The sequence below is a fragment of the Streptomyces sp. NPDC029169 genome, from assembly GCF_055563935.1.
Genome location: NZ_JBVHXA010000005.1, coordinates 173,247 through 198,579, shown reverse-complemented (window position 1 = coordinate 198,579; position 25,333 = coordinate 173,247). Strand labels below are relative to the sequence as shown.

25 protein-coding genes are annotated in these 25,333 nt (G+C 71.2%); 13 read left to right on the top strand and 12 right to left on the bottom strand.

The features are described 5' to 3' along the window. Positions 1-34: 34 nt before the first annotated feature. Positions 35-244: a hypothetical protein gene (locus tag ACZ4VI_RS12235; RefSeq protein ID WP_467999107.1), complete on the bottom strand. Its 210-nt coding sequence runs from the start codon at positions 242-244 to the stop codon at positions 35-37. A gap of 190 nt (positions 245-434) precedes the next feature. Here ACZ4VI_RS12235 and ACZ4VI_RS12230 point away from each other — a divergent pair, with 190 nt between their 5' ends. From ACZ4VI_RS12230 to ACZ4VI_RS12220, 3 genes are read left to right on the top strand one after another with little or no spacing between them, the layout of a single operon-like run. Next, entirely contained in the window at positions 435-1,118 is a 684-nt protein-coding gene (locus tag ACZ4VI_RS12230; protein WP_467999106.1) for a response regulator, read from the top strand. Continuing rightward, positions 1,019-2,542 carry an ATP-binding protein gene (locus tag ACZ4VI_RS12225; RefSeq protein WP_467999311.1) on the top strand — a complete coding sequence of 508 codons (1,524 nt, stop codon included), beginning with the start codon at positions 1,019-1,021 and terminating at the stop codon, positions 2,540-2,542. The genes ACZ4VI_RS12230 and ACZ4VI_RS12225 overlap by 100 nt, the downstream gene beginning before the upstream one ends. Next, a complete protein-coding gene (locus ACZ4VI_RS12220; RefSeq protein ID WP_467999105.1) occupies positions 2,539-3,147 on the top strand; it encodes a hypothetical protein in 609 nt (202 codons plus the stop codon). The genes ACZ4VI_RS12225 and ACZ4VI_RS12220 overlap by 4 nt, the downstream gene beginning before the upstream one ends. Positions 3,148-3,157: 10 nt before the next feature. Here the strand turns inward: ACZ4VI_RS12220 and ACZ4VI_RS12215 are convergent, their stop codons facing one another. Beyond that, complete coding sequence (locus tag ACZ4VI_RS12215) at positions 3,158-3,985, bottom strand: serine hydrolase domain-containing protein (RefSeq protein ID WP_467999104.1); 828 nt, start codon at positions 3,983-3,985, stop codon at positions 3,158-3,160. 52 nt (positions 3,986-4,037) lie between these two features. On the opposite strand from ACZ4VI_RS12215, the gene ACZ4VI_RS12210 reads away from it, so the two are divergent. Continuing rightward, positions 4,038-4,430: a MerR family transcriptional regulator gene (locus ACZ4VI_RS12210; protein ID WP_467999103.1), complete on the top strand. Its 393-nt coding sequence runs from the start codon at positions 4,038-4,040 to the stop codon at positions 4,428-4,430. Then, on the top strand, positions 4,427-5,443 hold the full coding sequence (locus ACZ4VI_RS12205; protein ID WP_467999102.1) for an aldo/keto reductase: 1,017 nt from the start codon (positions 4,427-4,429) through the stop codon (positions 5,441-5,443). The genes ACZ4VI_RS12210 and ACZ4VI_RS12205 overlap by 4 nt, the downstream gene beginning before the upstream one ends. On the opposite strand, the gene ACZ4VI_RS12200 is transcribed toward ACZ4VI_RS12205, so the two are convergent. The 7 genes from ACZ4VI_RS12200 to ACZ4VI_RS12170 form a co-directional block, all read right to left on the bottom strand. Next, positions 5,440-6,636, bottom strand: a complete 1,197-nt coding sequence (locus ACZ4VI_RS12200) for an acyltransferase family protein (protein WP_467999101.1) — start codon at positions 6,634-6,636, stop codon at positions 5,440-5,442. The two genes, ACZ4VI_RS12205 and ACZ4VI_RS12200, sit on opposite strands and share 4 nt — an antisense overlap. Further along, entirely contained in the window at positions 6,633-7,613 is a 981-nt protein-coding gene (locus ACZ4VI_RS12195) for an alpha/beta hydrolase (protein WP_467999100.1), read from the bottom strand. The genes ACZ4VI_RS12200 and ACZ4VI_RS12195 overlap by 4 nt, the downstream gene beginning before the upstream one ends. Before the next feature lie 675 nt (positions 7,614-8,288). Continuing rightward, positions 8,289-8,975 carry a response regulator gene (locus tag ACZ4VI_RS12190; protein ID WP_467999099.1) on the bottom strand — a complete coding sequence of 229 codons (687 nt, stop codon included), beginning with the start codon at positions 8,973-8,975 and terminating at the stop codon, positions 8,289-8,291. Next, positions 8,972-10,201: a sensor histidine kinase gene (locus tag ACZ4VI_RS12185; RefSeq protein WP_467999310.1), complete on the bottom strand. Its 1,230-nt coding sequence runs from the start codon at positions 10,199-10,201 to the stop codon at positions 8,972-8,974. The genes ACZ4VI_RS12190 and ACZ4VI_RS12185 overlap by 4 nt, the downstream gene beginning before the upstream one ends. A 325-nt stretch (positions 10,202-10,526) precedes the next feature. After that, complete coding sequence (locus ACZ4VI_RS12180) at positions 10,527-11,393, bottom strand: DUF4429 domain-containing protein (RefSeq protein ID WP_467999098.1); 867 nt, start codon at positions 11,391-11,393, stop codon at positions 10,527-10,529. Positions 11,394-11,479: 86 nt separating this feature from the next. Beyond that, a complete protein-coding gene (locus ACZ4VI_RS12175; protein ID WP_467999097.1) occupies positions 11,480-12,691 on the bottom strand; it encodes an alpha/beta hydrolase in 1,212 nt (403 codons plus the stop codon). Positions 12,692-12,831: 140 nt separating this feature from the next. Next, on the bottom strand, positions 12,832-13,461 hold the full coding sequence (locus tag ACZ4VI_RS12170; protein ID WP_467999096.1) for a TetR family transcriptional regulator: 630 nt from the start codon (positions 13,459-13,461) through the stop codon (positions 12,832-12,834). Positions 13,462-13,605: 144 nt separating this feature from the next. Here ACZ4VI_RS12170 and ACZ4VI_RS12165 point away from each other — a divergent pair, with 144 nt between their 5' ends. Then, a complete protein-coding gene (locus ACZ4VI_RS12165) occupies positions 13,606-15,210 on the top strand; it encodes an MFS transporter (protein WP_467999309.1) in 1,605 nt (534 codons plus the stop codon). Positions 15,211-15,371: 161 nt separating this feature from the next. Further along, entirely contained in the window at positions 15,372-15,767 is a 396-nt protein-coding gene (locus ACZ4VI_RS12160; RefSeq protein WP_467999095.1) for a peptidase inhibitor family I36 protein, read from the top strand. On the opposite strand, the gene ACZ4VI_RS12155 is transcribed toward ACZ4VI_RS12160, so the two are convergent. Then, complete coding sequence (locus tag ACZ4VI_RS12155; protein ID WP_467999094.1) at positions 15,748-16,503, bottom strand: potassium channel family protein; 756 nt, start codon at positions 16,501-16,503, stop codon at positions 15,748-15,750. The two genes, ACZ4VI_RS12160 and ACZ4VI_RS12155, sit on opposite strands and share 20 nt — an antisense overlap. Positions 16,504-16,625: 122 nt before the next feature. Next, positions 16,626-19,358 carry a pyruvate dehydrogenase (acetyl-transferring), homodimeric type gene (aceE, locus tag ACZ4VI_RS12150; protein WP_467999093.1) on the bottom strand — a complete coding sequence of 911 codons (2,733 nt, stop codon included), beginning with the start codon at positions 19,356-19,358 and terminating at the stop codon, positions 16,626-16,628. Positions 19,359-19,769: 411 nt separating this feature from the next. On the opposite strand from aceE, the gene ACZ4VI_RS12145 reads away from it, so the two are divergent. The 6 genes from ACZ4VI_RS12145 to ACZ4VI_RS12120 all read left to right on the top strand — a co-directional run bounded on the left by ACZ4VI_RS12145 (position 19,770) and on the right by ACZ4VI_RS12120 (position 24,268). Further along, positions 19,770-20,192 (top strand): DUF3052 domain-containing protein, encoded by a 423-nt coding sequence (locus tag ACZ4VI_RS12145; RefSeq protein WP_467999092.1) that lies wholly within the window; start codon positions 19,770-19,772, stop codon positions 20,190-20,192. Positions 20,193-20,392: 200 nt separating this feature from the next. Then, positions 20,393-20,851, top strand: a complete 459-nt coding sequence (locus ACZ4VI_RS12140; RefSeq protein ID WP_467999091.1) for a peroxiredoxin — start codon at positions 20,393-20,395, stop codon at positions 20,849-20,851. 113 nt (positions 20,852-20,964) lie between these two features. Next, a complete protein-coding gene (locus tag ACZ4VI_RS12135) occupies positions 20,965-21,540 on the top strand; it encodes a TerD family protein (protein ID WP_467999090.1) in 576 nt (191 codons plus the stop codon). 142 nt (positions 21,541-21,682) lie between these two features. Continuing rightward, positions 21,683-22,258 (top strand): TerD family protein, encoded by a 576-nt coding sequence (locus ACZ4VI_RS12130; protein WP_352192240.1) that lies wholly within the window; start codon positions 21,683-21,685, stop codon positions 22,256-22,258. Positions 22,259-22,288: 30 nt separating this feature from the next. Further along, positions 22,289-23,434, top strand: coding sequence for a DUF475 domain-containing protein (locus ACZ4VI_RS12125; protein ID WP_467999089.1), 1,146 nt, complete (start codon positions 22,289-22,291; stop codon positions 23,432-23,434). A gap of 96 nt (positions 23,435-23,530) precedes the next feature. Continuing rightward, the gene (locus ACZ4VI_RS12120; RefSeq protein ID WP_467999088.1) at positions 23,531-24,268 is read left to right on the top strand and encodes a TerD family protein; all 738 of its coding nucleotides are present in this window, start codon (positions 23,531-23,533) and stop codon (positions 24,266-24,268) included. A gap of 9 nt (positions 24,269-24,277) precedes the next feature. Here the strand turns inward: ACZ4VI_RS12120 and ACZ4VI_RS12115 are convergent, their stop codons facing one another. Then, positions 24,278-25,207: a TerD family protein gene (locus ACZ4VI_RS12115; RefSeq protein ID WP_467999086.1), complete on the bottom strand. Its 930-nt coding sequence runs from the start codon at positions 25,205-25,207 to the stop codon at positions 24,278-24,280. Positions 25,208-25,333: the final 126 nt, after the last annotated feature.

The window sequence follows — 25,333 nt, the reverse complement described above, 5'->3', positions numbered from 1 at the left end:
GCCTGTGCGGGCGCCGACCACGACCTGCGGGGCCTCACGCGCCCCGGCTGACGCCGACCGGACGCCACCGGCCGTCGCGGTCGGCGGCACGGCGCCTTCCCGCCGCGCCTGCAGTGCGGCACCCGGCCGTGGCGGCCGGCGGGACGGTGGCCTCCCGGCGCGCCTGCGGTGCGGCACCCGCCGTGGCGGCCGGCGGGACGGTGGCCTCCCGCCGCGCCTGCGGTACGGCATCGGCCGTCGGCACGGTGGCCTCCCGCCGTGTGCCCGCCGGACGGCACCCGCCGTCGCGGTCGGCGCCACGGCGCCCTCCCGCCGCGCCTGCCCGACGGGCACCCGTCGTCCGGCCCGACGGCACCAACCCCTCGCGCCCGGCCCGTACGCCCTCGGACGACACCCCCCACCCCTCCCCCTCCTCACGTTGGGATACTGCTCCAATGCCTCGCGTGCTCCTCATAGAAGACGACCCCTCCGTCCGCGAAGGGGTCGAGCTCGGGCTGCGGCGGCGCGGGCATGAGGTGAGGGGCGCCGCGACCGGTGAGGCGGGGCTCGCGCTGCTCGCCGAGTTCCGGCCCGATCTCGTGCTGCTCGACCTGATGCTGCCCGGCATGAACGGCGTCCAGGTCTGCCGCCGGATACGGGAGACCAGCCAGCTGCCGATCATCATGCTCACCGCGCGCGGTGACGACTTCGACGTCGTCATCGGACTGGAGGCCGGCGCCGACGACTACATCGTCAAACCCGCCCGCACCGAGGTCATCGAAGCGCGGATACGGGCTGTGCTGCGGCGGATCGAGGAACCGGGCGCCGGCCGCCCCGCCGTCGAGTTCCACGGCGAACTCGCCATCGACCGCGCCGGACTCACCGTCGCCAAGTCCGGCGAACGCCTCGCCCTCGCCCCCTCCGAGCTCAAGCTCCTCCTCCATCTGACCGCCCACCCCGAGCAGGTCTTCAGCCGCCAGCAACTCCTCGAACACGTCTGGGAGCACAGCTACCACGGCGACGCCCGCCTCGTGGACGCCTGCGTCCGCCGCCTCCGCACCAAGATCGAGGACCCCGCCGGCGCCCCCCGCTACATCCAGACCCTGCGCGGCTTCGGCTACCGCTTCGGACCGCTGTGAAGCGCCGCCTCCGCCCCTTCGGGCTCCGCACCCGGCTCGTTCTCGCCTTCCTCCTCGTCGCCGCCGTCGGCTGCGGCACCACCGCCGCGCTCACCTACCGCGCCGCCCGCAACGCCATCCTCGAACAGGCCCAGGACACCGCCGTCTCCGCCTTCCGCGAGCAGGTCGGGACGCTGAGCACCCCGCTGCCCGTCGACCCGGACCAGCTGCGCGACTCGCTCTTCCTGATCGCCAAGCAGGGCAAGCCGAACCCCTGGCGGGTCTACGCCGAATACGGCGACCTCTGGGTCTCCTCCACGGACCGCCCCACATCCACCGTCCTCACCCCCGAACTGCGCGCCCGCGCCCAGGGCACCAGGCACGGCAGCTTCCAGCGGGTCGTCAAGAACGGCATCCCCTATCTCACGATCGCCGTCCCCGCCCTCCTCAAACCGGGCCCCGGCGCCGTCGGCCGGCCCACCGGCCTGGTCCTCTACGCCGTCGTGGACATGAGCAACGAGCAGGAGAACATCGACGCCATGGTGGCCGCGGCCCGCGGCGGCGCCCTGCCGGCCCTCGCCGTCGCGCTCATCCCCGCCCTGATCGCCGCCCGGAGCGTGCTGCGTCCGGTACGGGACCTCAGGCGCGCCGCGCACAGCATGGGCCGGGGCGAGCTCGACACCCGTATCGACGCCAAGGGCAGCGACGAACTCGCCGACCTCGCCCGGACGTTCAACGAGTCCGCCGCCGAACTCCAGCGCTCGGTCGAGGAGCTGCGGCGCGCCGAGGCCCGCGCCCGCCGCTTCGCCTCCGACGTCTCGCACGAACTGCGCACCCCGCTCGCCGGGATGCTGGCCGTCACCGAGGTCCTCGACGAGGACGCCGCCGCCCTCGACACGGACACCGCCCGCGCGGTCCGGCTGATCAGCGCCGAGACCGGCAAGCTCGCCGTGCTCGTCGAGGACCTGATGGAGATCTCCCGCTTCGACGCGCGCGCGGCCGAACTGCACACGGACGAGGTGGACGTCGCGGAAACGATCCGCCGGACCCTGTCGAGCCGCCACTGGACCGACCCGGAGCAGATCGTCCCCGACCTCCCGCCCGGCATCCGCGCCCGGGTCGACCCGCGCCGCTTCGACGTCGTCGTCGCCAATCTGGTCGGCAACGCACTGCGGCACGGCCGCCCGCCGGTGACGGTACGGCTGTTCACCGACGGCCCCTGCCTGGTCACCGAGGTCGCCGACTGGGGGCCCGGCATCGCGCCGGAGGTGCTGCCGCACGTCTTCGACCGCTTCTTCAAGGCCGACCCGGCGCGCGCCCGTTCCTCCGGCAGCGGCCTGGGGCTCGCGATCACCCAGGAGAACGTACGGCTCCACGGCGGCACCGTCCTGGCCGCCAACCACCCCGACGGCGGGGCCGTCTTCACGGTGAGGATCCCCCTGTGAGCGTGAACCTGAGCGGGTACCGCAGGATCACGCTCACCGCCGTCCTGCTCCTCGCCCTCGGGGCCTGCGGCATCCGCGGCAGCGACGTCGTCGAGGCCGGTGACGCGGCGGCCGTGCCCGTCCACCCGCCGCCCGCGCTCCGGATGACGCTCTTCTTCGTCGGCGCCGACGGGCGTCTGCTGCCGGTGGTACGGGAGGGACCAGGCGTGCCGATCGTGCCGGAGCCCAGCCCCACCCACCCTGTCGAGCAGCCCCCCGACAACATGCGTGAGAAGGACCCGGGCAGACCCCTCAAGGCACTCGGCGCCCTGCTGGGCGGCCCCACGGCCGCCGAACGCGCCGTCGGCCTGCGCACCCGCCTCCCGGGGCCGGAGCACAGGCAGCACGAGCTGTACGTGAGCGACGACGCGATCACGCGGGGACAGGACGGCGAACCCGTGTTCCGGGTGCGGTTCACCGGCCTGGTGACGGACCTTGACCCGCTCGCCGTCCAGCAGATCGTCTGTACGACGGTCTACGCGCTGCACCCCACGGGCGGTGTCTCGGTCGTGCTCACCGGCCGGGACGGCACACTGCCCACCCGGTCCTGCCCATCAACCGACTAGCTGGTCCCGCTCAGGCCCCGGCGCGCAGCTCCGCCAGCACCGCGTCCGTGAACGGCGGCCACGCCTCGACCGCCCACGGCCCGAAGGGCCGGTCGGTCAGCGCCACGCACGCGGCGCGCGCGTCCGGGTCGATCCACAGGAACGTGCCCGACTGCCCGAAGTGCCCGAACGTCCGCGGCGAGGACGAAGCCCCCGTCCAGTGCGGCGACTTGCCGTCCCGGATCTCGAAGCCGAGCCCCCAGTCGTTGGGCTTCTGGCGTCCGTAGCCGGGCAGCAGGCCGTCCAGACCGGGGTACGTCACCGTCATCGCGTCGAGCACCGTGCGCGCGTCGAGCAGCCGCGGCGCCTGCACCTCGGCCGCGAACCGCACCAGGTCGTCGACCGTCGAGACGCCGTCCTTGGCCGGCGAGCCCTCCAGCGTCGTCGAGGTCATTCCCAGCGGCTCCAGGACCGCCTGGTGGAGGTAGTCGGCGAACGGGATGTCCGTCGCCTTGGCGACATGGTCGCCGAGCGCCTCGAACCCGGTGTTGGAGTAGATCCGGCGGGTGCCCGGCGCGGCCATGACCCGCGGCTCGTCGAAGGCGAGACCCGAGGTGTGTGCAAGCAGATGCCGGACCGTCGCGCCCTCGGGCCCGGCGGGCTCGTCGAGGTCGATCGCCCCCTCCTCGTACGCGACGAGGACGGCGTACGCCGCCAGCGGCTTGGTGACCGAGGCGAGCGGGAACCGCTGTCCGGTGGGGCCGTGCGCCCCGGCCAGGGTGCCGTCCGCGCGGACGACGGCGGCGGCCGCGGTGGGGACGGGCCAGTTCTCGATCAACGCCAGGCTGTGCAGGGACATGGTGCCGAGCCTACTTGCTTGGAGTGCGCTCTAGCGTTCTAGCGTGGGGCCCATGAGCGTGACCGAGAGCAGCGCCCACTACACCATCAGCGAGGTGGCCGCCCTGACCGGGCTGTCGGCCCACACCCTGCGCTGGTACGAGCGGATCGGCCTGATGCCGCACGTCGACCGTTCGCACACCGGCCAGCGCCGCTTCTCCCAGCGCGACCTGGACTGGCTGGCGTTCGTCGGCAAGCTCCGGCTGACCGGGATGCCGGTCGCCGCGATGGTGCGCTACGCGGAGCTGGTGCGGGCGGGCGATCACACCCGGGACGAACGGCGCGAGCTCCTGGAGACCACGAGGAGGGACGTCCTGTCCCGGATCTCCGAGCTCCAGGACACGCTCGCCGTGCTCGACATCAAGATCAGTCACTACGGAACCACCTGCGGAGGCACGACCCCATGACCAGGATCGACACCGTACGGCTCGGCGGCCAGGACGGACCCGAGATCGGCGTCCAGGGCTTCGGCGCCATGGGCATCAGCGAGTTCTACGGCGACACGGACGAGGCCGCCGCCCGCGACACCCTCGACGCCGCGCTGGAGGCCGGTGTCACCCTGATCGACACCGCGGACCTCTACGGAAGCGGCGCCAACGAGGAGTTCCTGGCGCCGTTCCTCGCCAGGCACCGCGACGAGGTCACCCTCGCCACCAAGTTCGCCGTGGAGCGGCGCGCGGACGACCCGCACTACCGGGGCATCCGCAACGACCGCGCGTACATCCGGCAGGCCGTGGAGGCGAGCCTGCGCCGCCTCGGCGTCGAGACGATCGACCTCTACTACATGCACCGGCGCGACCCGGAGATCCCCTTCGAGGAGTCGGTCGGGACGATGGCGGAGCTCGTACGGGAGGGCAAGGTCAGGCAGCTCGGCCTGAGCGAGGTGACCGGACCGGAGCTGCGCGAGGCGAACGCCGTGCACCCGATCGCGGCCCTGCAGTCGGAGTGGTCGCTGTTCTCGCGCGACGTGGAGCGCAGCGCGGTGGGCGCGGCGGCGGAGCTCGGGGTGACGTTCGTGCCGTACTCGCCGCTGGGCCGGGGCTTCCTGACCGGCGCGTTCGCGGACGCCGCGAAGGACCTGTCGGGCGGCGACTTCCGCACGCACCAGCCCCGCTTCACCGGCGAGAACGCGGTGCGGAACGCGGCGCTGCTCGCACCGGTCCACAAGATCGCGGCCGACCACGGCGCGACGGCCGCGCAGGTCGCCCTGGCCTGGGTCCAGCAGCGCGCCTCCGTCCACGGCCTGACGGTCGTCCCGATCCCGGGCACCCGCAAGCGCTCCCGCCTGGAGGAGAACGCGGCGGCGACCCGTATCACGCTGACCGCCTCGGAACTCGCCGAACTGGAGCCGATCGCGGAGCGGGTCGCGGGCGACCGCTACCCGGACATGACCTTCACGTCGGTGGCCCGGGAGGTCTAGGCAAGGCCGAGGGCGAAGACGGCGAAGCCCGCCGCGAGGAGGGCGGCGATGGTGCGGCGGGCGGGGCCGGTCTTGGTCCAAGGGGACTCGAAGCGGCGCGCGTACCGCCCGATCAGCACCAACAGGCCCGCGAAGAGCGGCATCCAGGCCAGCCGGGCGAGGATCCAGCCGGCCGAGTCCGGCGCGCCGAGCAGACCGGGCAGCTCACCCCCGTACGAGGCCGGGATCGCGGCGGCGAGCATCGCCGTCTGGTGCCAGCACAGGATCGTCATCGCGGACAGGTTGACGACCACGACCGGCGCCCACAGCGCGGGCCGCTTCAGCAGCTTCCCGAGCCGCTCGCGGAGCAGGATCGCGGCGCCGCTCTGCGCGGCGGCCAGGGCGAGGACGAGCAGCGACGGCGGGTGGGAGTTGGTGCGCGCCTCGCCCGGCACGCCGACCATCGACGCCGGGTAGCCGAAGGCGAGCAGCAGCGCGGCGAAGAGCGCGGCGCCGCCGAGCAGCAGCCCCCAGGCGTGCCGGCGGGTGACCCGGCCCTCGCCCCAGGAGACGCCGAGCTGGTAGGCGAAGAGCCAGCCGGGGAGGATGTTCAGGACGCTCAGCCAGGACGGCATGGTGTCCGCGTACGGCCCGTAGCGCAGGAAGTCGACGACGGCGACGGAGCCGAGCAGCGGCGCCGCGGCCCAGACGCCCGCCCGACGGGCGGCGCGCACGCACAGCGGGGTGAGGGCGGTGACGACGGCGTACACCGCGACGAACCACAACGGTTGGACGACCAGCGTGGAGGCGGTCCGCAAGGTGTCGCCGGGCACGCCGAACCCGTAGTGCAGGAGCGGGAGAAGGGCCGCCCAGACGGCGGTGACACCGAGGACGGGCCGCCCGAGGCGGGCGAGGCGCCCGGTGAGCCACGCGCGCGTAGTGCCTTCATGCCGCTGGTAGGACAGCACGGAGGCGTACCCCCCGACGAGAAAGAAGATCCCCAGCATCTGAAGGATCCAGCTGACCGGCGCGAGACCGCCGAAGGCGGAGAGCGGGCTGGCGTTGTGGATCGCGCCGTCGGCGGAGAGCGTGAACCCGCCGAGCAGCCAGTGCCCGGTCGGCACGGCGAGCAGGGCGAGGGCGCGCAGGCCGTCGATGGCGCGGTCGCGGTGGGCGGGGGTGGAGGCCTCGATCTTTCGAGTGAGGAGGTTCATCGAACATCCCCCTGGGCGATGGCGGCGAAGGTACGGAAGGACTGCGTGCCGGGCGCGAAGTAGCCGTTGTGGCCTTGGGCGTCGCCGGCGGGGACGCGGCGGGCGCCGAACGCGGGGTCGGTGGGGTCCGCGCCGTGCCCGAGCCCCGCGAACTGGACGTTCGGGACGCGGTCGATCCAGTCGGACGGGTCCTTGGCGGCCCACACGCGGGCGGAGGTGCGCAGCTCGCCGACGTTCTCGGCGCGCATGCCGGGGGAGCCGAAGACGACGAGGTCCTTGGCCTTGAGGCCGTGGGCGGCGAGGCCGCAGACCACGGAGCCGTAGCTGTGGCAGAACAGGGACGGCGCGGGCGCCCCGACCGCGGCGAGCCCGTCGGTCAGCCGGGTCAGCCGCTCGGCCCCCGCCTCGGCGAGGTCGCCGGTGGCGGCGTCGACGCCGACGCCGATGGGGGTGGTGTAGCCGGCCCAGGCGATGACGGCGGTACGGCCGTGGGTGGCGCGGCGCAGGGCCTCGGCCATGTCGGTCAGCGGCTCGACGTTCGCGGCGTCGATGTCAGAGCCGGGCACGAGGACGGCGACGTGCTGGGCGCGGGAGAGGTCCCCGTAGACCAGGGCGACCTGCCCCCGCCCTCGGGGGTCGAAGGCGAGCACCTGCTGACCGGCGTACTGCCCGCCGAGGGTACGGGCGTTGGCTTCGTACCGCAGCCGAGGCGGGATGCCGTCGAGGTTCCCGACGACGGAAGGGTGGGCGCGCACGAGCTCCTGCTGCCGCTCGTCGCTCAACCGCTCGAAGAACCGCGCGACGTCGCCAGGCCCTGTCCGCTCCGGATCAGGCAACCCGTCCCCCCGCCAGGCCTCCACCCCGACGGGCGCCCCGGTCACGGCCTGCTGCGCACTCCCAGCCGCCCACCCCGCGGTCCCGGCCACAACGGTCGTGGCGAGCGCGGCGGCAAGCAGAGTCCTCGTATAGCGGCGCATGCGGCGCCCTCCCTCTTCGTGTCTCTCGTCGCTGGCGAGAGGAAGGTAGGAAGGGGGTGGGTGACGGTACGTCACACCGGGGAGCCAAGTCGTGAGTGATACCGGGGTAGGGGCCGGAGGACGAGCGAACCCCCAGTCGGGGGTGGGGTTTTCCCCCGCACGAGGGGGCGAGGCGTGGCGCTTTGCTGCGCGAGGGGCCTCGTGGCGCCCGCTCCGGCGCGCGGGCGAAACGTCCCCGGCCGGGGAGGTGCGGGGTCGTTCGCGGCGTGCGTGTGGCGCTGCTCCGGCGGGGCTCGTGCCGGGCTGCCCGCGGTGGGCCTCGTGGTGCCCGTTCCGGCGCGCGGGCGAAACGTCCCCGGCTGGGGAGGTGCGTGGGTCGTTCGCGCCGTGCGCGCGGCGCGCTGCTCCGGCGGGGCTCGTGGCCGCTGCGCGGGCAGGCCGGTGCGCCCACGGGCGGCTCGCACCGACGCGCTTGGTGCGGCGCGAAGCTGCCGCGGGCGGGGGGGACGGGGGCGGAGCCCCCGGTCTCGTCAGAGTTTCGGGAAGGGGCGGGGTGGGGGAACACCCCGTGGGGCAGCCCGGGGGACCCCGGGGTCAGGGAGCCCCCGTGCGCCCGGCGGTGGGGGCCCCAGCGAGGCAGCCCCAGTCCGCCCCGCCCCGCCGCGCGCCCAAGCGCTACCGGCGCCCGTCCCCCGGCGTGACCAGCCCCGACTCGTACGCGAAGATCACCGCCTGCGCCCGATCGCGCAGGTCGAGCTTGGCCAGCACGCGCCCGATGTGCGTCTTCACCGTCTGCTCCGCGAGCACCAGCCGGTCCGCGATCTCCTGGTTCGACAGCCCGCGCGCGATCAGCTCCAGCACCTCCGTCTCACGCGGCGTCAGCCCGTTCAGCCGCAGCGCCGCCCGGTCCGCGCGCGGGGCCGGCCGCGACGCCGCGAAGTCGGCGATCAGCCGCCGCGTCACCGACGGCGCGAGCAGCGCCTCACCCGCCGCCACCACCCGTACCGCCGCGATCAGATCCGCCGGCGGCGCGTCCTTCAGCAGAAAGCCCGACGCGCCCGCCCGCAGCGCCTCGTACACGTAGTCGTCCACGTCGAAGGTGGTCAGCATCAGCACCTTCGGACGGTGCACGACCCCCACCGGCGGGTTCAGGATCTCCCGCGCCGCCGCCAGCCCGTCCATCTCCGGCATCCGTACGTCCATCAGCACCACGTCCGGGTGCGTGGACCGGGCCACGTCCACGCCCTGCCGCCCGTCCGGCGCCTCGCCCACGACGTCGATGTCGGCCTGCGCCGACAACAGCGCGGCGAACCCCGCCCGCACCATGGCCTGGTCGTCGACGATGATCACGCGGATGGTCACGAGCCGTCCTCCGTACCCGTACGCAGCGGAAGCCGGGCCGCGACCCGGAAGCCGCCGTCCGGCAGCGGCCCGGTGTCCAGCGAGCCGCCGGTCAACCGTACGCGTTCCCGCATGCCGACCAGCCCATGCCCCGTCCCGTCCCCGCCCTCCAGCGGCGAAGTGGGGCCGGGAGCAGGCCCGTTGACGACCACGACGAGGAGCCCGCCGTCCTCGGACCGGACCGACACCCGCGTCTCCGCGCCCGGCGCGTGCCGGACCACGTTCGCGAGGGCCTCCTGCACGATCCGGTACGCCGACAGATCCACCGCCTGCGGTACGTCGTCGAGTTCGGCGGCCATGGACAGCTCGGCCGGCACCCCCGCCCGTACCGTCGCCTCGATCAGCTGCTGCACCCGGTCGAGGCCCGGCTGCGGGGCCCGTTCGCCCTCCGTGCCCTCGCTGCGCAGCACCACGAGGAGGCGGCGCATCTCGGTGAGCGACTCCCGCGCGCTCGCGGCGATCGAGGTGAACTCCTCGCGCGCCGCCTCCGGCAGGTCCGGGATCCGGTACGGCGCCGAGTCCGCCTGCACGGTGATCACGGACATGTGGTGCGCGACGACGTCGTGCAGCTCGCGCGCGATCCGGGCCCGTTCCTCCAGGAGCGTGGCGCGGGCCCGCTCCTCCTGGCTGCGGCGCTCGGCGTCCCCGCGCTCGCGGAGCGTTGCCATGACGAGCAGAACCACCCCGCTCAGGACGAAGAGGAGGGTGTGGATGGCGCCGGTGTTCCCCGGCGCGACCGCCGTGAGGACGAACCCCGCGGCCCCGGTCACCAGCCATACCCCGAGCAGCGTCCGGCGCGGCTCGCGCAGCCCGAGGGCGAGCATCAGGGCGAGATAGCCGACCACGACCGGCGGCGTCCACGGCCATGTGCGCCCGTCGAGACCGTCCGCGGCGAGCATGACCAGCGCCCCGGCGACGTCGGCGATCCCGATGATCCACCAGGCCTGGAGGGGGCGGGTCACGGCGAGCAGCAGCGGCGCGGTCTGCGCGGTGCCCAGGGCACCGGCGAGGGCTCCGTTGACCTGGTAGTCGTTGACGAGGACCGTGATGGTGGAGGGCAGCAGCGACGCGACGAAGGCGAAGGCGACGACGTAAGGGAGCAGCCTCAGCCAGCGCGTACGCGCCTCGGCGAGCAGCGGGGCGCCCGGTTCGGTGGGGGTCGCGAGCGCGGTACCGAAGGACCGCATCACCCCTCGGACGGGCGCGAGCATGGAGCGTGTCTTCTTCATGGCCCGCCCAGGTTAGGCAGCCCCCACCCCGCCGCACGTCATACCGAGGGCCTGGCCGAGGGGTGATACCGGGGTATGACGCGGGGAGCCGGCCGGATCCCGGGTCACCCCCGCTCCAGGGTCTCGGCGCGGCCGCCGGCCGGAACTCCGGTCATGGCGCAGGCGCCTCACAGCTCCGCAAACAGCTCCGCCGCCCCCGGCCTCGGCGCGGCCGCCGGCCGGATCCCCGGTCACCGGCCGGATCCCCGGTCACCGCCGCTCCAGGGTCATCGCGGCAGCGCCCTCACAGCTCCGCCAGCAGCTCCGCCTTCTTCGCCGTGAACTCCTCGTCCGTCACCAGGCCCGCCCGGTGCAGTTCCCCCAGGTGCCGGATCCTTTCCGCGACCCCCGCCGGATCGCGCCCCTCCGGCGGCGCGTCCACGGGGGCGACCATCCGCCCCGCGCCCCGGATCGCCGCCAGGACCGCCGCGGCGAACGGCAGGGACTCGTGGACCAGGCCGTAGCCGAGGCCGAAGACGACGGCCGCCGGGTCGCGGTCCGCCTGGGGCGAGCGTGGTTCGCCGGAGCGGGGCAGCAGGCGCAGGTACCCGTCGAAGACGTCCGGCGAGCGCCACTCGACCCCGCTGAGCTCCCGTACCGAGAACGTCTGGTCGCCCGCCTTCCACTTCTCCGACGACGCACCCGTCCAGAACCAGCGGAACGCGACCTCCGACGTCCCGTCGAAGCTCGCCTTACCGTCGTACGCCTTGAAGGACTGAGGCCCCTGAGGCGCCGCCACCAGGAAACCGTCGGACGACGCGTCGTCCCCGACCAGCCTCTCCCGCAGCTCGTCCCGGTAGTACTCGGCCAGCGTCTCCCGTTCCGCCGGCAGCACCAGCCGGTACGGGTCGTACCCCTCCTTCAACTGCCCCGCCGCCGCTTCCATCAGCGGATCGGCGCCCGGTCTCGGCACCGCGTGCAGCACGACAGTGCCCCGCTTGCCCGGGGCGAGCGTCACCGACGCCAACGCCTCGTGCGGGATACGCCGTTCGCGCAGCGCCTGGAACAGTTTCGGTGTGCGGATCCCCCGTTCGAAGCGGATGACGACGGCGTCGCTCTCGAACTCCCAGGTGGCATGAATTCCGGCCAGCACATCACCCATGTGCCTCATCGTAAGCGGCGCACGCCTGTGCGTCGCCCCTGCGCCGGCGGCCGAAATCCCCAGCCCTGGCTCGCTCTACGCGCTCTCTACGCGCGTCAGACCCCTTCCGCGCCGGAGATTCCCCTGCGGCAAGCGCTGTCGGCGCTCGCGCAGGTCACACTCCGGTACGAGCCGACGCCTATGGCCGCGAAGTTGTCCAGGCTGCCGGTGCCCGGCTCGAAATAGCCTGTGTGGCCGTTCGCGCCGGCCGCCGAGAGCAGCCGCGCCCCGAACTCCGGCTCCACCGGGTCCGCCCCGTGCCCGACCCCGCCGACCGCGAGATGCGGTACCCCCGCGATCCAGTCGTCCGCGTCCCGCATCGCCCACACCCGGGCCCGGGTCGACAGCTCGGCCGCCCGCTCGACCCGCATCCCGGGGCTCCCGGCCACGACGACGTCCGTCACCCGGGAGGGCAGGTGGGCCGCGGCGACCCCGCAGAGCACGGAGCCGTAACTGTGGCAAAACAGGCTGACGCGCGCGTCGCCGGGCAGGGCGGTCGTCATCCCGACGAGCCGTACCGCGCCGGCCGCGGCGAGGTGCCCCATCGCGGCGTCGATGCCGACCCCGACGGGCGCCGTGTAGTCGGCCCAGGCGATGACGGCCGTACGGGTCCGGGGCGCGGCCCTGCGCTCGGCGGCGTACAGCGACTCGGCCATCCCGGCGGGGGCCGTGTACTTGCGGTTCGTCTTCTGGAAGGTGAGCAGATTGGTGTCGACGCCCGGCACGATCACCGAGACCCGCTGCGCCCGCTCCAGATCGCCCAGCACCTCGGCCGTCCTGCCGCCGCCCGTCGGGTCGAAGGCGAGGATCTGCCGGTCGGGCCGCATCAGCGAGGTGAAGCGGTGCGCCCGGCGCACGGCCTCGCGGTGGCCGTCGGCGGTCAGCCGGGTGTCCTCGACCCTGTCCCGCTCGGCGTCCAGGGCGCGGGCGAGGGAGAGCCGGTTGGCGCGGTAGCGGAGTGTGACCGGGGCGCCGTCGAGGTTGCCGACGACGAGCGGGTACGCGTCGGCGAGGAAGGCACCCTGCGCCGGGCCGATCGAGGCGAAGAAAGCGGCGACCGTATGGGCCGGGGCGGACGGGTCGGGCAGCGCCCGGTCGCCGATCCTGCCGTGCGCCCAGGAGACGAGTGCGGCCTCGCGGGACTCCCCTGGCCCGCGCTGATGGCTGATCGTCGTCCAGCCGGTGGTCGCCAGCATGACGAACACCGCGGCCAGCGCGAGCAGCATGCGCCAGAGGGAGAGCGTGGGGGAGGAGTCGAAGGAAGTCACTGCGCCACACCCTAGGAGACGGGTGCGACGGGGCGGGTGGGCGAGTGACATGGATCACGCGGGGTGATGCGGTCTGGTGACGCTCCGTACGCGGGGGCATACGCCTTGAGGTGTATGTACGGACGGGCCCTACGGAATTGTCAGCTCCGCCAGTTCGGTTCGAGGGCAGGGACGAGGTGGTCCAGATAGTCCTCGGTCATCGCGCGGATGCCTTCCAGGGTCAGATCCGTACCCCGGCCCCAGAGTTGGCCCGTCACACGCATCACGCCGCTGAAGGCCGCGACCACGATCCGCGGGCGCGGGTCACGGTCCACGTCGACGCCCTCGCGCGTGGCGACGAGCCGGGCGACGGTCTCCTCGACCTCGGCGGAGCGGCGCAGATGGGCGGCGAGCAGTGCCGGCGTGGACTCGATCATCTGGAAGGTCCGCAGATACAGCTCGACGGGCACGACCTCCATGACCGCCTCGCCGATGGTGTCCCAGGCGGAGAGCACGGCATTGCGCAGCGCGTCGAGCGGGCCCTCCTCGGGGGGCCGTTCCGCGAGCGCCTGGACGAAGTGCTCCTCGACCATCTGCTGGACGGCGAAGGCCACTTCCTCCTTGGAGGTGAAGTAGCGGAAGAACGTGCGCTGGGAGACCTCGACCGCGTCGGCGATCTCGTCCACGGTGGTCTGCTCGTACCCCTGCGTCGTGAACAGCTCCAGGGCCACTCGGAGCAGTGCGTTCCGTGTGCGCTGCTTCTTCCGCTCCCGGAGACCGGAAACCGTCACCTCATGGCCCTCTTTCCGCCACTTTCCGATGTTTCGTGCCGCTCAGCGTACCTGTGAGCCAAGTGACAGTTACCGGCGTGTGAATTGCTTTGTCAATTGTCAGTCGCTGACATTAGCCTCTCTCGTATGACTAGTCAGACCACCATGGAAAAGACCCCGCAGGGTCAGGGGGGTGACCGGAGCCCTGTACCGGCTCCGTCGAAAGGCCTGCGAGGCCACCCCTGGCTGACCCTGTTCGGCGTCGCTGTCGGCGTGATGATGGTCGCGCTCGACGGCACGATCGTCGCCATCGCCAACCCCGCCATCCAGGCCGACCTCGGAGCCACGCTCGGCCAGCTCCAGTGGATCACCAACGGCTACCTGCTCGCGCTCGCCGTCGCCCTGATCACGGCCGGCAAGCTGGGTGACCGCTTCGGCCACCGGCAGACCTTCCTGATCGGCATCGCGGGCTTCGCCGCCGCGTCGGCCGCGATCGGCCTCTCGGACTCGATCGCCTTCGTGATCGCCTTCCGTGTCCTCCAGGGCCTCTTCGGCGCCCTGCTCATGCCGGCCGCGCTCGGCCTGCTGCGTGCCACCTTCCCCGCCGAGAAGCTGAACATGGCCATCGGTATCTGGGGCATGGTGATCGGCGCGTCCACCGCCGGCGGTCCGATCCTCGGCGGTTTCCTCGTCGAGCACGTCAGCTGGCAGTCGGTCTTCTTCATCAACGTGCCGGTCGGTGTGCTCGCGCTCGTCCTGGGTCTGCTGATCCTCAAGGACATCCGCGCCGAGAACGCCCCGCGCTCCTTCGACATCCTCGGCATCCTGCTGCTCTCCGGCGCGATGGGCTCCCTCATCTGGGGCATCATCCAGGCGGGTGCGGACTGGGGCTGGGCGAGCGGCAACACCTGGGGCTGCCTGGCCGGCGCGGTCCTGCTCTTCGCGCTCTTCGCCCTCTGGGAGACCAAGGTCAAGGAGCCGCTCATCCCGCTGGCCATGTTCCGCTCCGTGCCGCTCTCGGCCGGTGTGGTGCTGATGGTCCTGATGGCCTTCGCCTTCATGGGCGGCCTGTTCTTCGTGACCTTCTACCTCCAGGGCGTCAAGGGGCTCGGCCCGATCGACGCCGGACTGCACCTGCTGCCGCTGACGGCGATGATGATCGTCTCCTCGCCGCTGGCAGGTGCGCTCATCACCAAGTTCGGCCCCCGCATCCCGCTGGTCGGCGGCATGGTGTGCACGGCCGTCGCGATGTTCGGCATGATCAGCCTCACCTCGGAGACCGGCACGCTCGCGATGTCGCTCTGGTTCGCGCTGCTCGGCCTGGGTCTCGCCCCGGTCATGGTCGGCGCCACCGAGGTCATCGTCGGCAACGCCCCGCTGGAGCTCTCCGGTGTGGCCGGCGGCCTCCAGCAGGCCGCGATGCAGGTCGGCGGCGCGCTCGGTACGGCGGTGCTCGGCGCGGTCATGTCCTCCAAGGTCTCCGGCGCGTTCGCGGAGAACTGGACGGCCGCCGGCATTCCGGGCAAGCCCGCTCCGGGTCTTGAGCAGGCCGCCGAGTTCGGCATGGTCCCGCAGGAGCTGGCCCAGGCGCCGAACATGACCCCGGACATGTTCGACCGGATCGGGGGCGTCATCCACGCCACCTTCATGGACGGCATGGGCCTGGCCTTCACCGTCGCGGGTGCCGTCGCCGTCGTCGCGGCCCTGGTCGCCACGCTGACCAAGCGCGGCGAGAACGCGGAGGCGGGTGCGGGCGGCGCCCACATCTGACGTCACGTTCATGTGCGTGTGAGCGGCCCCGCCGGACCTCGTCCGGCGGGGCTTTCACCTGTCCGGGTGAATCGACCCTTGGCCTCTTCCCAACAGGGGGTGACGTCGGTCAGAGTTCTGATTACAGAGAGTGACGAAAGCGAAATCGGGGGGACATCGACATGTATACGAAGCACGTACTCCTGGCCGCGCTGGCGGCCGTCCTGCTCACCACCCTGCCCGCCGCGGCCGCCGCGGCCGCCGCACCCGCCGCATCCACGGCACCCGCGCCGAAGCTCGGCGCCTGCGGGCCCGGTCAGCTCTGCCTGTGGCCCAAGACGGACTTCCGGGGAACGGCGTGGACGCACGAGCTGGCCGACACGGACGTCGAGGGCTGTGTCGCTCTGCCTCCGGGCGCGAGTGCGCAGGCCCTCGCCAACCGGACCGGGCGGCCGGTCACCACGTACCAGTCCGACACGTGCGCGGAGACAGGGGAGTTCGAGACCTATCCGGGGCGCGGGACCTGGGTTCCCCAGAGTCCGTACCAGGTCAGAGCGTTCAAGATCTGGGAGCGCTAGGGAGCTCGCCCTGCGGCGGCACGGGGGCCGGCGCCGAGAGCCGGGACACCTCGGCGCGCAGCTCCTGGACCTCCCGGGTCAGGGCCTCGAGGAGTTCGGTCTGCCGGCGCTCCTGGGCGTCGTCCCGCTCGAAGCGGGAGATGAACCAGGCGGCGATGTTGGCGGTCACGACACCCAGCAGGGCGATCCCCGAGAGCATCAGGCCCACGGCGAGGATGCGGCCGAGGCCCGTGGTCGGGGCGTGATCGCCGTAGCCCACGGTCGTCATCGTGGTGAACGACCACCAGACCGCGTCGCCGAGCGTCTTGATGTTGCCGTTCGGGGCGGACCGCTCCACGTGGAGCACGGCCAGCGAGCCGAACATCATCAGCCCGACCACCGCGCCCGCCACATAGGTGGTGAGCGTTATCTGCGGGGCCATCCGGGCCCGTCGGCCCACGAGGAGGAGCGTCGAGACCAACCGCAGCAGCCGCAACGGCTGCACCAGAGGCAGCAACACGGCCAGCAGGTCCAGGGGGTGGTTGCGGACGAAGTGCCGCTTGCTGGGAGCCAGTGCAAGCCGTACGGCGTAGTCGAGCGCGAACGCCCCCCACACCACCCACTCCACGGCCAGGCACAGCTCATGGATCCATGGGGTGGCATCCGGCGCCACGATCGGTACGGCGTACGCAACGCCGAACGCCACTGCCAGGATCAGCAGTGGCGTCTGGGTGCGCTTCTCCCAGCTTTCCTTCATGCCGGGAATCGTATGGGTGGTGCGGGGGCGCACTCGCCCCGCACCCGCACCACACGGACCCGCCGTCAGGCGACGGACCCGCCGTTACGCGACGACGGACCCGCCGTGACGCGTCCGCGCCGTTACGCCTCTCCGCCGGCGGAGCCGGGGTCGGCGGCCGCGACGTCGAGCAGCTGGTAGCGGTCCACGGCCTGCTTCAGCGCCGACCGGTCGACCTTGCCCTCGCGGGCGAGTTCGGTGAGGACCGCGAGCACGATCGACTGGGCGTCGATGTTGAAGTAGCGGCGGGCCGCACCCCGGGTGTCCGCGAAGCCGAAGCCGTCCGCGCCGAGCGAGGTGTAGGCGCCCGGCACCCAGCGGGAGATCTGGTCCGGGACCGAGCGCATCCAGTCGGAGACCGCCACGAACGGGCCCTGGGCAGAGGACAGCTTCTGCGTCACGTACGGGACGCGCTGCTCCTCCTCCGGGTGGAGCAGGTTGTGCCGGTCGACCTCGACGGCCTCGCGGCGCAGCTCGTTCCAGGACGTCGCCGACCAGACGTCGGCGCGGACGTTCCACTCCTCGGCGAGGATCCGCTGCGCCTCCAGCGCCCACGGCACGGCGACACCGGAGGCCATGATCTGCGCGGGGATCGCTCCGGCCTCGCCCGCCTTGAAGCGGTAGATGCCCTTGAGGATGCCCTCGGCGTCCACGTTCTCGGGCTCGGCCGGGTGCTGGATCGGCTCGTTGTAGACGGTCAGGTAGTAGAAGACGTCCTCGGCGTTCGGGCCGTACATCCTCTTCAGGCCGTCCTGGACGATGTGCGCGATCTCGAAGCCGAAGGCCGGGTCGTACGCGACGCAGCCCGGGTTCGTCGAGGCGAGCAGGTGCGAGTGGCCGTCCGCGTGCTGGAGGCCCTCACCGGTCAGCGTCGTACGGCCGGCGGTGGCGCCGAGGACGAAGCCGCGCGCGAGCTGGTCGGCCATCTGCCAGAACTGGTCGCCGGTCCGCTGGAAACCGAACATCGAGTAGAAGACGTAGACCGGGATCAGCGGTTCGCCGTGCGTGGCGTACGCCGAACCGGCCGCGATCAGCGAGGCCGTGCAGCCGGCCTCGGAGATGCCGTCGTGCAGCATCTGACCGGTCGGGGACTCCTTGTACGCGAGCAGCAGTTCGCGGTCCACGGCCTCGTACTGCTGGCCCAGCGGGTTGTAGATCTTGGCGCTCGGGAAGAACGAGTCCATACCGAACGTGCGGTACTCGTCGGGGGCGATCAGCACGAACCGCTTGCCGATCTCCTTGTCCCGCATCAGCTCCTTGAGCAGCCGGACGAAGGCCATCGTGGTGGCGATCGACTGCTGGCCGGAGCCCTTCTTCACCGGGGCGTAGGTCTTGTCCTCGGGCAGGATCAGCGGCTTCGACCGCACGACACGGGTCGGGACGTACCCGCCGAGCGCCTTGCGGCGGTCGTGCATGTACTGGATCTCCTCGGAGTTCCGGCCCGGGTGGTAGTACGGCGGCAGGCCGTTCTCCAGCTGCGCGTCCGTGACCGGGATGTGCAGCCGGTCGCGGAAGCGCTTGAGGTCGTCGACCGTCAGCTTCTTCATCTGGTGGGTCGCGTTGCGGCCCTCGAAGTTCGGGCCGAGGGTCCAGCCCTTGACGGTCTGCGCGAGGACGACGGTCGGCTGGCCCTTGTGGGCCTTGGCCGCCGCGAAGGCCGCGTAGATCTTCCTGTGGTCGTGGCCGCCACGGCCCAGGTGCAGGATCTGCTGGTCCGTCATGGACTCGACCATCGAGCGCAGCCGCTGGTCGTCGCCGAAGAAGTGGTCGCGGATGTACGCGCCGGTCTCCGTGGCGTACGTCTGGAACTGGCCGTCGGGCGTGGTGTTCAGCTTGTTGACCAGGATGCCGTCGCGGTCCTGGGCGAGCAGCGGGTCCCAGGAGCGGTCCCAGATGAGCTTGATCACGTTCCAGCCGGCGCCGCGGAACTGCGACTCCAGCTCCTGGATGATCTTGCCGTTGCCGCGCACGGGGCCGTCGAGGCGCTGGAGGTTGCAGTTGACGACGAAGGTCAGGTTGTCCAGGCCCTCGCGGGCGGCGATGGAGAGCTGGCCGAGCGACTCCGGCTCGTCCATCTCGCCGTCGCCGAGGAAGGCCCAGACGTGCGACTTGGAGGTGTCGGCGATACCGCGCGCCTCCATGTAGCGGTTCATCCGGGCCTGGTAGATCGCGCCGATCGGGCCCAGGCCCATCGAGACGGTCGGGAACTCCCAGAAGTCCGGCATCAGCCGCGGGTGCGGGTACGAGGACAGGCCGTTCGGGAACTTCGACTTCTCCTGGCGGAACGCGTCGAGCTGCGTCTCGCTCAGCCGGTCCAGCAGATAGGCGCGGGCGTACACACCCGGGGAGGCATGGCCCTGGAAGAAGATCTGGTCGCCGCCGTCGCCCTCGTCCTTGCCGCGGAAGAAGTGGTTGAAGCCGACGTCGTACAGCGACGCGGAGGAGGCGAACGTGGCGATGTGGCCGCCGACCCCGATGCCCGGGCGCTGCGCGCGCGAGACCATCACGGCCGCGTTCCAGCGGGTCGCGTTGAGGACCTTGCGCTCGATCTCCTCGTTGCCCGGGAAGAACGGCTCGTCCTTGGTCGCGATCGTGTTGACGTAGTCCGTGCTACGCATCTCAGGCACGGCGACGCGCTTCTCGCGGGCGCGCTCGATCAGGCGGAGCATCAGGTAGCGGGCCCGCTCTCGGCCCCGCTCGTCGACCGCCGCGTCGAGGGAGTCGAGCCATTCCTGGGTCTCTTCGGGATCAAAATCCGGGACCTGGCTGGGAAGGCCGCCAATGATGATCGGGTTGCGATCGGATCCGGAAGCCACGCTGTTCCTTCGCTGTTCGGTGGAGCCCACGGAGGCCGGGACGCCGGCCGGGGATGTCCATCGTGTACCCCCTCGGCGTCAAACGTCATCTCTACCGAGGGGTAACCCCCGCTGGACGCCTGGTTGGGTCAAATCGCAACCTTACGCCCAACCCGCGCATGCGTTTCGTCAGGACGTTCGGCAGACTGAAGTCGCGGAACCCCGCAAAGCAGGACGAAGCGTGTGCCGTATGTCACGGAGCGGAGTGGAACCGGCCCGGAAGATGCGGCGAGACGGCCCCAAACGTCACCGTTTCGGCGGTCTCGGCGGCCGGGTACTTGCGCGATCCGCCCAGCCCGTGTGGACTACGGCCAGCGCTGCGCGTACGCGCGTGGCCGAAGCATTTTCCGATACATGATCAGGAGGCAAGCCGTGAGCGCGACCGCGGACCACGCGGAGGAGCGGACCAACCCGGCAGCGAGGCTGGGGTTCGAGCCCGGACAGGTGGTCCAGGAGATCGGTTACGACGACGACGTCGATTTCGATCTCCGCGAAGGCATCGAGTCCATCATCGGGTCGGACCTCGCTGACGAGGACTACGACGACGTCGCCGACGCTGTCGTGATCTGGTTCCGCGACGAGGACGGAGACCTGACGGACTCCCTGGTCGATGCCATTGGCCTGCTGGAGGACGGCGGGCTCATGTGGCTGCTGACGCCCAAGACGGGCCGTGACGGCTACGTCGAGCCCAGCGACATCAGCGACGCCGCGCAGACTGCCGGCCTCTCCCAGACCAAGAGCATCAGCGTGGCCAAGGACTGGGTGGGCAGCCGCCTCATCGCCCCCAAGCGCTGATCCAACGAGCAAGCAGGAGCCCCCGCCGGTGCAAACCGGCGGGGGCCGTTGTGCGTGGTGGGCCCCGGCAGTCCTCACCCGCCCGCCGCCAGGTCCTCACCTGCCCCCCAGCAGGTCCTCACCTGCCCCCGGCACGTCCGCACCGCAGGGTCCTAAGCTGGGCCTTCACCTGTTCGGTCCAGTGAAGGGACGCGCACGCCATGGCGATCGAGGTCGGCGCGAAGGCTCCGGAGTTCGAGCTCAAGGACAACCACGGCCGCACCGTGAGGCTCTCCGACTACCGGGGCGAGAAGAACGTGGTCCTGCTCTTCTACCCCTTCGCCTTCACCGGCGTCTGCACCGGCGAGCTGCGCGAGCTGCGCGACAACCTGCCGAAGTTCGTCAACGACGACACCCAGCTCCTCGCCGTCTCCACCGACTCCATCCACACCCTGCGCGTCTTCGCCGACCAGGAGGGCCTGGAGTACCCGCTCCTGTCCGACTTCTGGAAGCATGGCGAGGCCTCCCGCGCCTACGGAGTCTTCGACGAGGACAAGGGCTGCGCCGTGCGCGGCACGTTCATCATCGACAAGGAGGGCGTCGTCCGCTGGAGCGTCGTCAACGCCCTGCCGGACGCCCGCGACCTCGACGACTACCTCAAGGCGCTCGACACTCTCTGAACATCGGGGCGAATCGCCTGTCCAGGCCGGGAACCCCTCACTAGGATCCACTCGTTGATCCGATGCCAACGCACGACGGGGGCGCTGCCCCTGGAAACCATATGGAGGGACTCGTGGGAGTCAGCCTCAGCAAGGGCGGCAACGTCTCGCTGACCAAGGAGGCCCCTGGCCTGACCGCCGTCACCGTCGGTCTGGGCTGGGACGTCCGCACCACCACCGGGACGGACTTCGACCTCGACGCCAGCGCCATTCTGGTCAACACGGAGGGCAAGGTCCGCAACGACCAGGACTTCGTGTTCTTCAACAACCTGAAGAGCGCGGACGGCTCGGTCGAGCACACCGGTGACAACCTCACCGGCGAGGGCGAGGGCGACGACGAGCAGGTCAAGGTCAGCCTGGCCACGGTGCCCGCCGACGTAGCCAAGATCGTCTTCCCGGTGTCGATCTACGACGCCGAGAACCGTCAGCAGTCCTTCGGCCAGGTGCGCAACGCGTTCATCCGCGTCGTGAACCAGGCCGGCGGAGCCGAGATCGCCCGGTACGACCTCTCCGAGGACGCCTCGACCGAGACGGCCATGGTCTTCGGCGAGCTGTACCGCAGCGGCGAAGAGTGGAAGTTCCGCGCTGTCGGCCAGGGCTACGCCTCGGGCCTGCGCGGCATCGCGCAGGACTTCGGCGTCAACGTCTGAGTGACCCGGTTCTGAGTCATTCGGCACCGACAGGTCTGAGTCACCGACAGGCAGTCGAATCGTCCGGCGCCGCACACACCGTGCGGCGCCGGACGTGCCTCATCAGCAGCACGATCGCAGTTTCACCGGGGAGGAACCACACATGGGCGTCACGCTCGCCAAGGGAGGCAACGTCTCCCTCTCCAAGGCCGCACCCAACCTGACCCAGGTGCTGGTCGGCCTCGGCTGGGACGCGCGCTCCACCACAGGAGCGCCCTTCGACCTCGACGCCAGCGCCCTGCTGTGCCAGTCGGGACGGGTGCTCGGCGACGAGTACTTCGTCTTCTACAACAACCTCAAGAGCCCCGAGGGTTCCGTCGAGCACACCGGCGACAACCTCACCGGCGAGGGCGACGGCGACGACGAGTCGCTGATCGTGGACCTCATCAAGGTCCCGGCCCACTGCGACAAGATCGTCTTCCCGGTCTCGATCCACGAGGCCGACAATCGCGGCCAGACCTTCGGCCAGGTCAGTAACGCCTTCATTCGCGTGGTGAACCAGGCGGACGGCCAGGAGCTGGCCCGCTACGACCTCTCCGAGGACGCCTCCACCGAGACCGCGATGATCTTCGGCGAGCTGTACCGGTACGGGGGTGAATGGAAGTTCCGGGCGGTAGGGCAGGGGTACGCGTCCGGCCTCCGGGGCATCGCTCTAGACTTCGGGGTCAACGTTTCGTAAAGCCGCGTACTAAAAACGATGGGGTAGACAGTGGTTCTGAAAACCTTCGGCTGGTCGTTCGCCATCACGGCGCTCGGACTGGTCGCAGCGGTGCTCTACGGGGGGTGGGAAGCGTTCGGGATCGTCGCGATCCTGTGCATCCTCGAGATCTCGCTGTCCTTCGACAATGCGGTGGTCAACGCCGGAATCCTGAAGAAGATGAATGCCTTCTGGCAGAAGATCTTCCTCACCATCGGTGTGCTCATCGCCGTCTTCGGCATGCGGCTGGTCTTCCCCGTCGTGATCGTCGCCATCAGCGCCAAGATCGGCCCCATCGAGGCCGTCGATCTCGCGCTCAACGACGCCGAACGCTACGAACAGCTCGTGACCGACGCGCACCCGTCGATCGCGGCCTTCGGTGGCATGTTCCTGCTGATGATCTTCCTCGACTTCATCTTCGAGGACCGTGACATCAAGTGGCTCGGCTGGCTGGAGCGCCCGCTGGCAAAGCTCGGCAAGATCGACATGCTCTCGGTCTGCATCGCCCTGATCGTCCTGGCGGTCAGCGCCATGACCTTCGCGACCCAGGCCCACCAGCACGGCGGCGTCCACGTCGACAAGGCGGCGACCGTCCTGCTCTCCGGCGTCTTCGGTCTCATCACCTACCTCGTCGTCGGCGGCCTCTCCGGCTACTTCGAGAACAAGCTGGAGGAGGAAGAGGAGCACGAGCACGAGCTCGAGGAGGAGGCCAAGCGCAAGGGCAAGAAGGTCTCCGCCGTGCAGATGGCCGGCAAGGCCGCCTTCTTCATGTTCCTCTACCTCGAAGTCCTCGACGCGTCGTTCTCCTTCGACGGTGTCATCGGCGCCTTCGCCATCACCAACGACATCATCCTCATGGCGCTCGGCCTCGGCGTCGGCGCGATGTACGTCCGTTCGCTGACGGTCTACCTGGTCCGCCAGGGCACCCTCGACGACTACGTCTACCTGGAGCACGGCGCCCACTACGCCATCGGCGCGCTCGCCGTGCTCCTCATGATCACCATCCGGTATGAGATCCCCGAGGTCGTCACCGGCCTCATCGGTGTCGCCCTCATCGCCTGGTCCTTCTGGTCCTCCGTCCGCCGCAACAAGGCCATGGCGGCGGCCGAGGGAAAAGCTGACTCCTCGGACAAGACCGAGGTGTCGTCCGGGGTGTGACACCCCCGGCAATGAGGAACGCTTCACTGCGGGGCGGCCGGTGCACCCGGCCGCCCCGCGGGCGTACGGCCAGGTTTCGAGTGGGGGGTGGGGCACATGGGCTTCTTCGACGGCCTGTTTCCGGGGAGGGCCGCGCAGTTCGATTCGGGCAGCGCCTCCAGCAACGCCATCGACCTGACCAAACGGCGCCCGACGGTCTCCCTGACCAAGCAGGGCGCCGCCACCGGCAATCTGCGCGTCAACCTCTCCTGGCGGATGCGCACCTCCGACATCGAGGGCCGCTCCCGCCAGAGCGGGCAGCTGCTGCGCCACCCCTCGAAGCTCTTCAAGCCCGAGGTCGTCCAGGCGCACACCCAGAGCATGGTCAACGTCGACCTCGACCTCGGCTGCATGTACGAGCTGACGGACGGCAGCAAGGGCGTCGTGCAGCCGCTCGGCAGCTTCTTCGGATCCCTGAACGCGCCGCCGTACGTGAACCTGAGCGGCGACGACCGGTTCGGCGGATCGTCCGGCGAGACGATCTTCGTCAACCTCGACCACCGCGACGAGATCAAGCGTCTGCTGTTCTTCGTCTACATCTACGACCAGACCCCGGCCTTCGACCGCACCCACGCCAAGGTGACGCTCTACCCCAGCAACGGGCCGCGGATCGAGATCGAACTGGACGAGCGCGCCCCGCAGGCCCGTTCCTGCGCCGTCTTCACCGTCGAGAAGGTCAAGGACGAACTGATCGTCCGCCGTGAGGTGAAGTTCGTGTACGGCTTCCAGGCGGAGCTGGACCGGCTGTACGGATGGGGCCTGCAGTGGGGGCGCGGCTACAAAACCAAGGCGTGACCCGTGGGGTTACGGGCGGACGAACTGCGGGCCCATCGGCGGCAGCCGGAAGTTCGGGTCAGGGGCGGGCGCGGCGGCCTCGGCGGGCTGCGGATAGCCGTAACCGGGCCGGTCGGAGGAGACCGGCTGCGGATACCCGTAGGCCGGTACGGGAGCCGGGGGAGTGCTCGGCCGGGGCGGTACGGACACGGGTACGGGACCTGCTACGGGGCCGGGGCCGGGCAGGGGCGCGTGGACGACCGTCGCGTCGAGGTCCGGGGTGGCCGGAACCGGCCCCCGGTCCTGGCCGCGATCCTGCCCCGGGACCGCGCCGACGTCCGGCCGACCGGTGTCAGGCGTACCGGCGTCCGGGACCGCGCCGGTGTCCGGCGTTGCACCGGCCGCGGCGTCCTCGTCCACCGAGATCCCGAAGTCGGTGGCGAGACCGACGAGCCCGGTCGGATAGCCCTGCCCCACCGCGCGGAACTTCCAGCCGTCCCCGCGCCGGTACAGCTCGCCGCAGATGATCGCCGTCTCCTCGCCGGTCTCCGCCTTCACGTCGAACAGGGCCAGCGGCTCACCGTCCGTCGCACCCGCGTCGTACAGCAGGATCCGCAGGTCGGAGACGGAGCGGAAGGTGTCCCCGTCCGAGGAGGCGGCGATCACTACCTGGTCGACCGACGGGTCGAGCCCGCCGAGATCGGCCTCGACCGTGTCGGTCAGCCCCTCCGCCACCCGCTTCTTCGGCAGCCGGCGCACAAGCCCCGAGGGGTGGCGTGGCTGGTTGTAGAAGACGAAGTCCTCGTCGGAGCGCACGCGCCCGTCGGCACCGAGCAGCAGCGCCGAGGCGTCCACGTCGGGGACCCCGGGGCCCGGGGTCCAGCGGAGCACGGCCCGTACGGCCGCGGTGTCGAGAGGGACGTTGGAGCCCTTCAGCATCGCGTGCGTCATGACGGTCATCCTGCCTTCCCGGCCGACCGCCGGACAACGCGGGGGCCGCAACAGATGTGCGCGTCGAGGCACCTCGCGAAGTACGTCGAGGCACCTCGCGAAGTACGAGGCATACGACCGATGCGGACGGGTTAC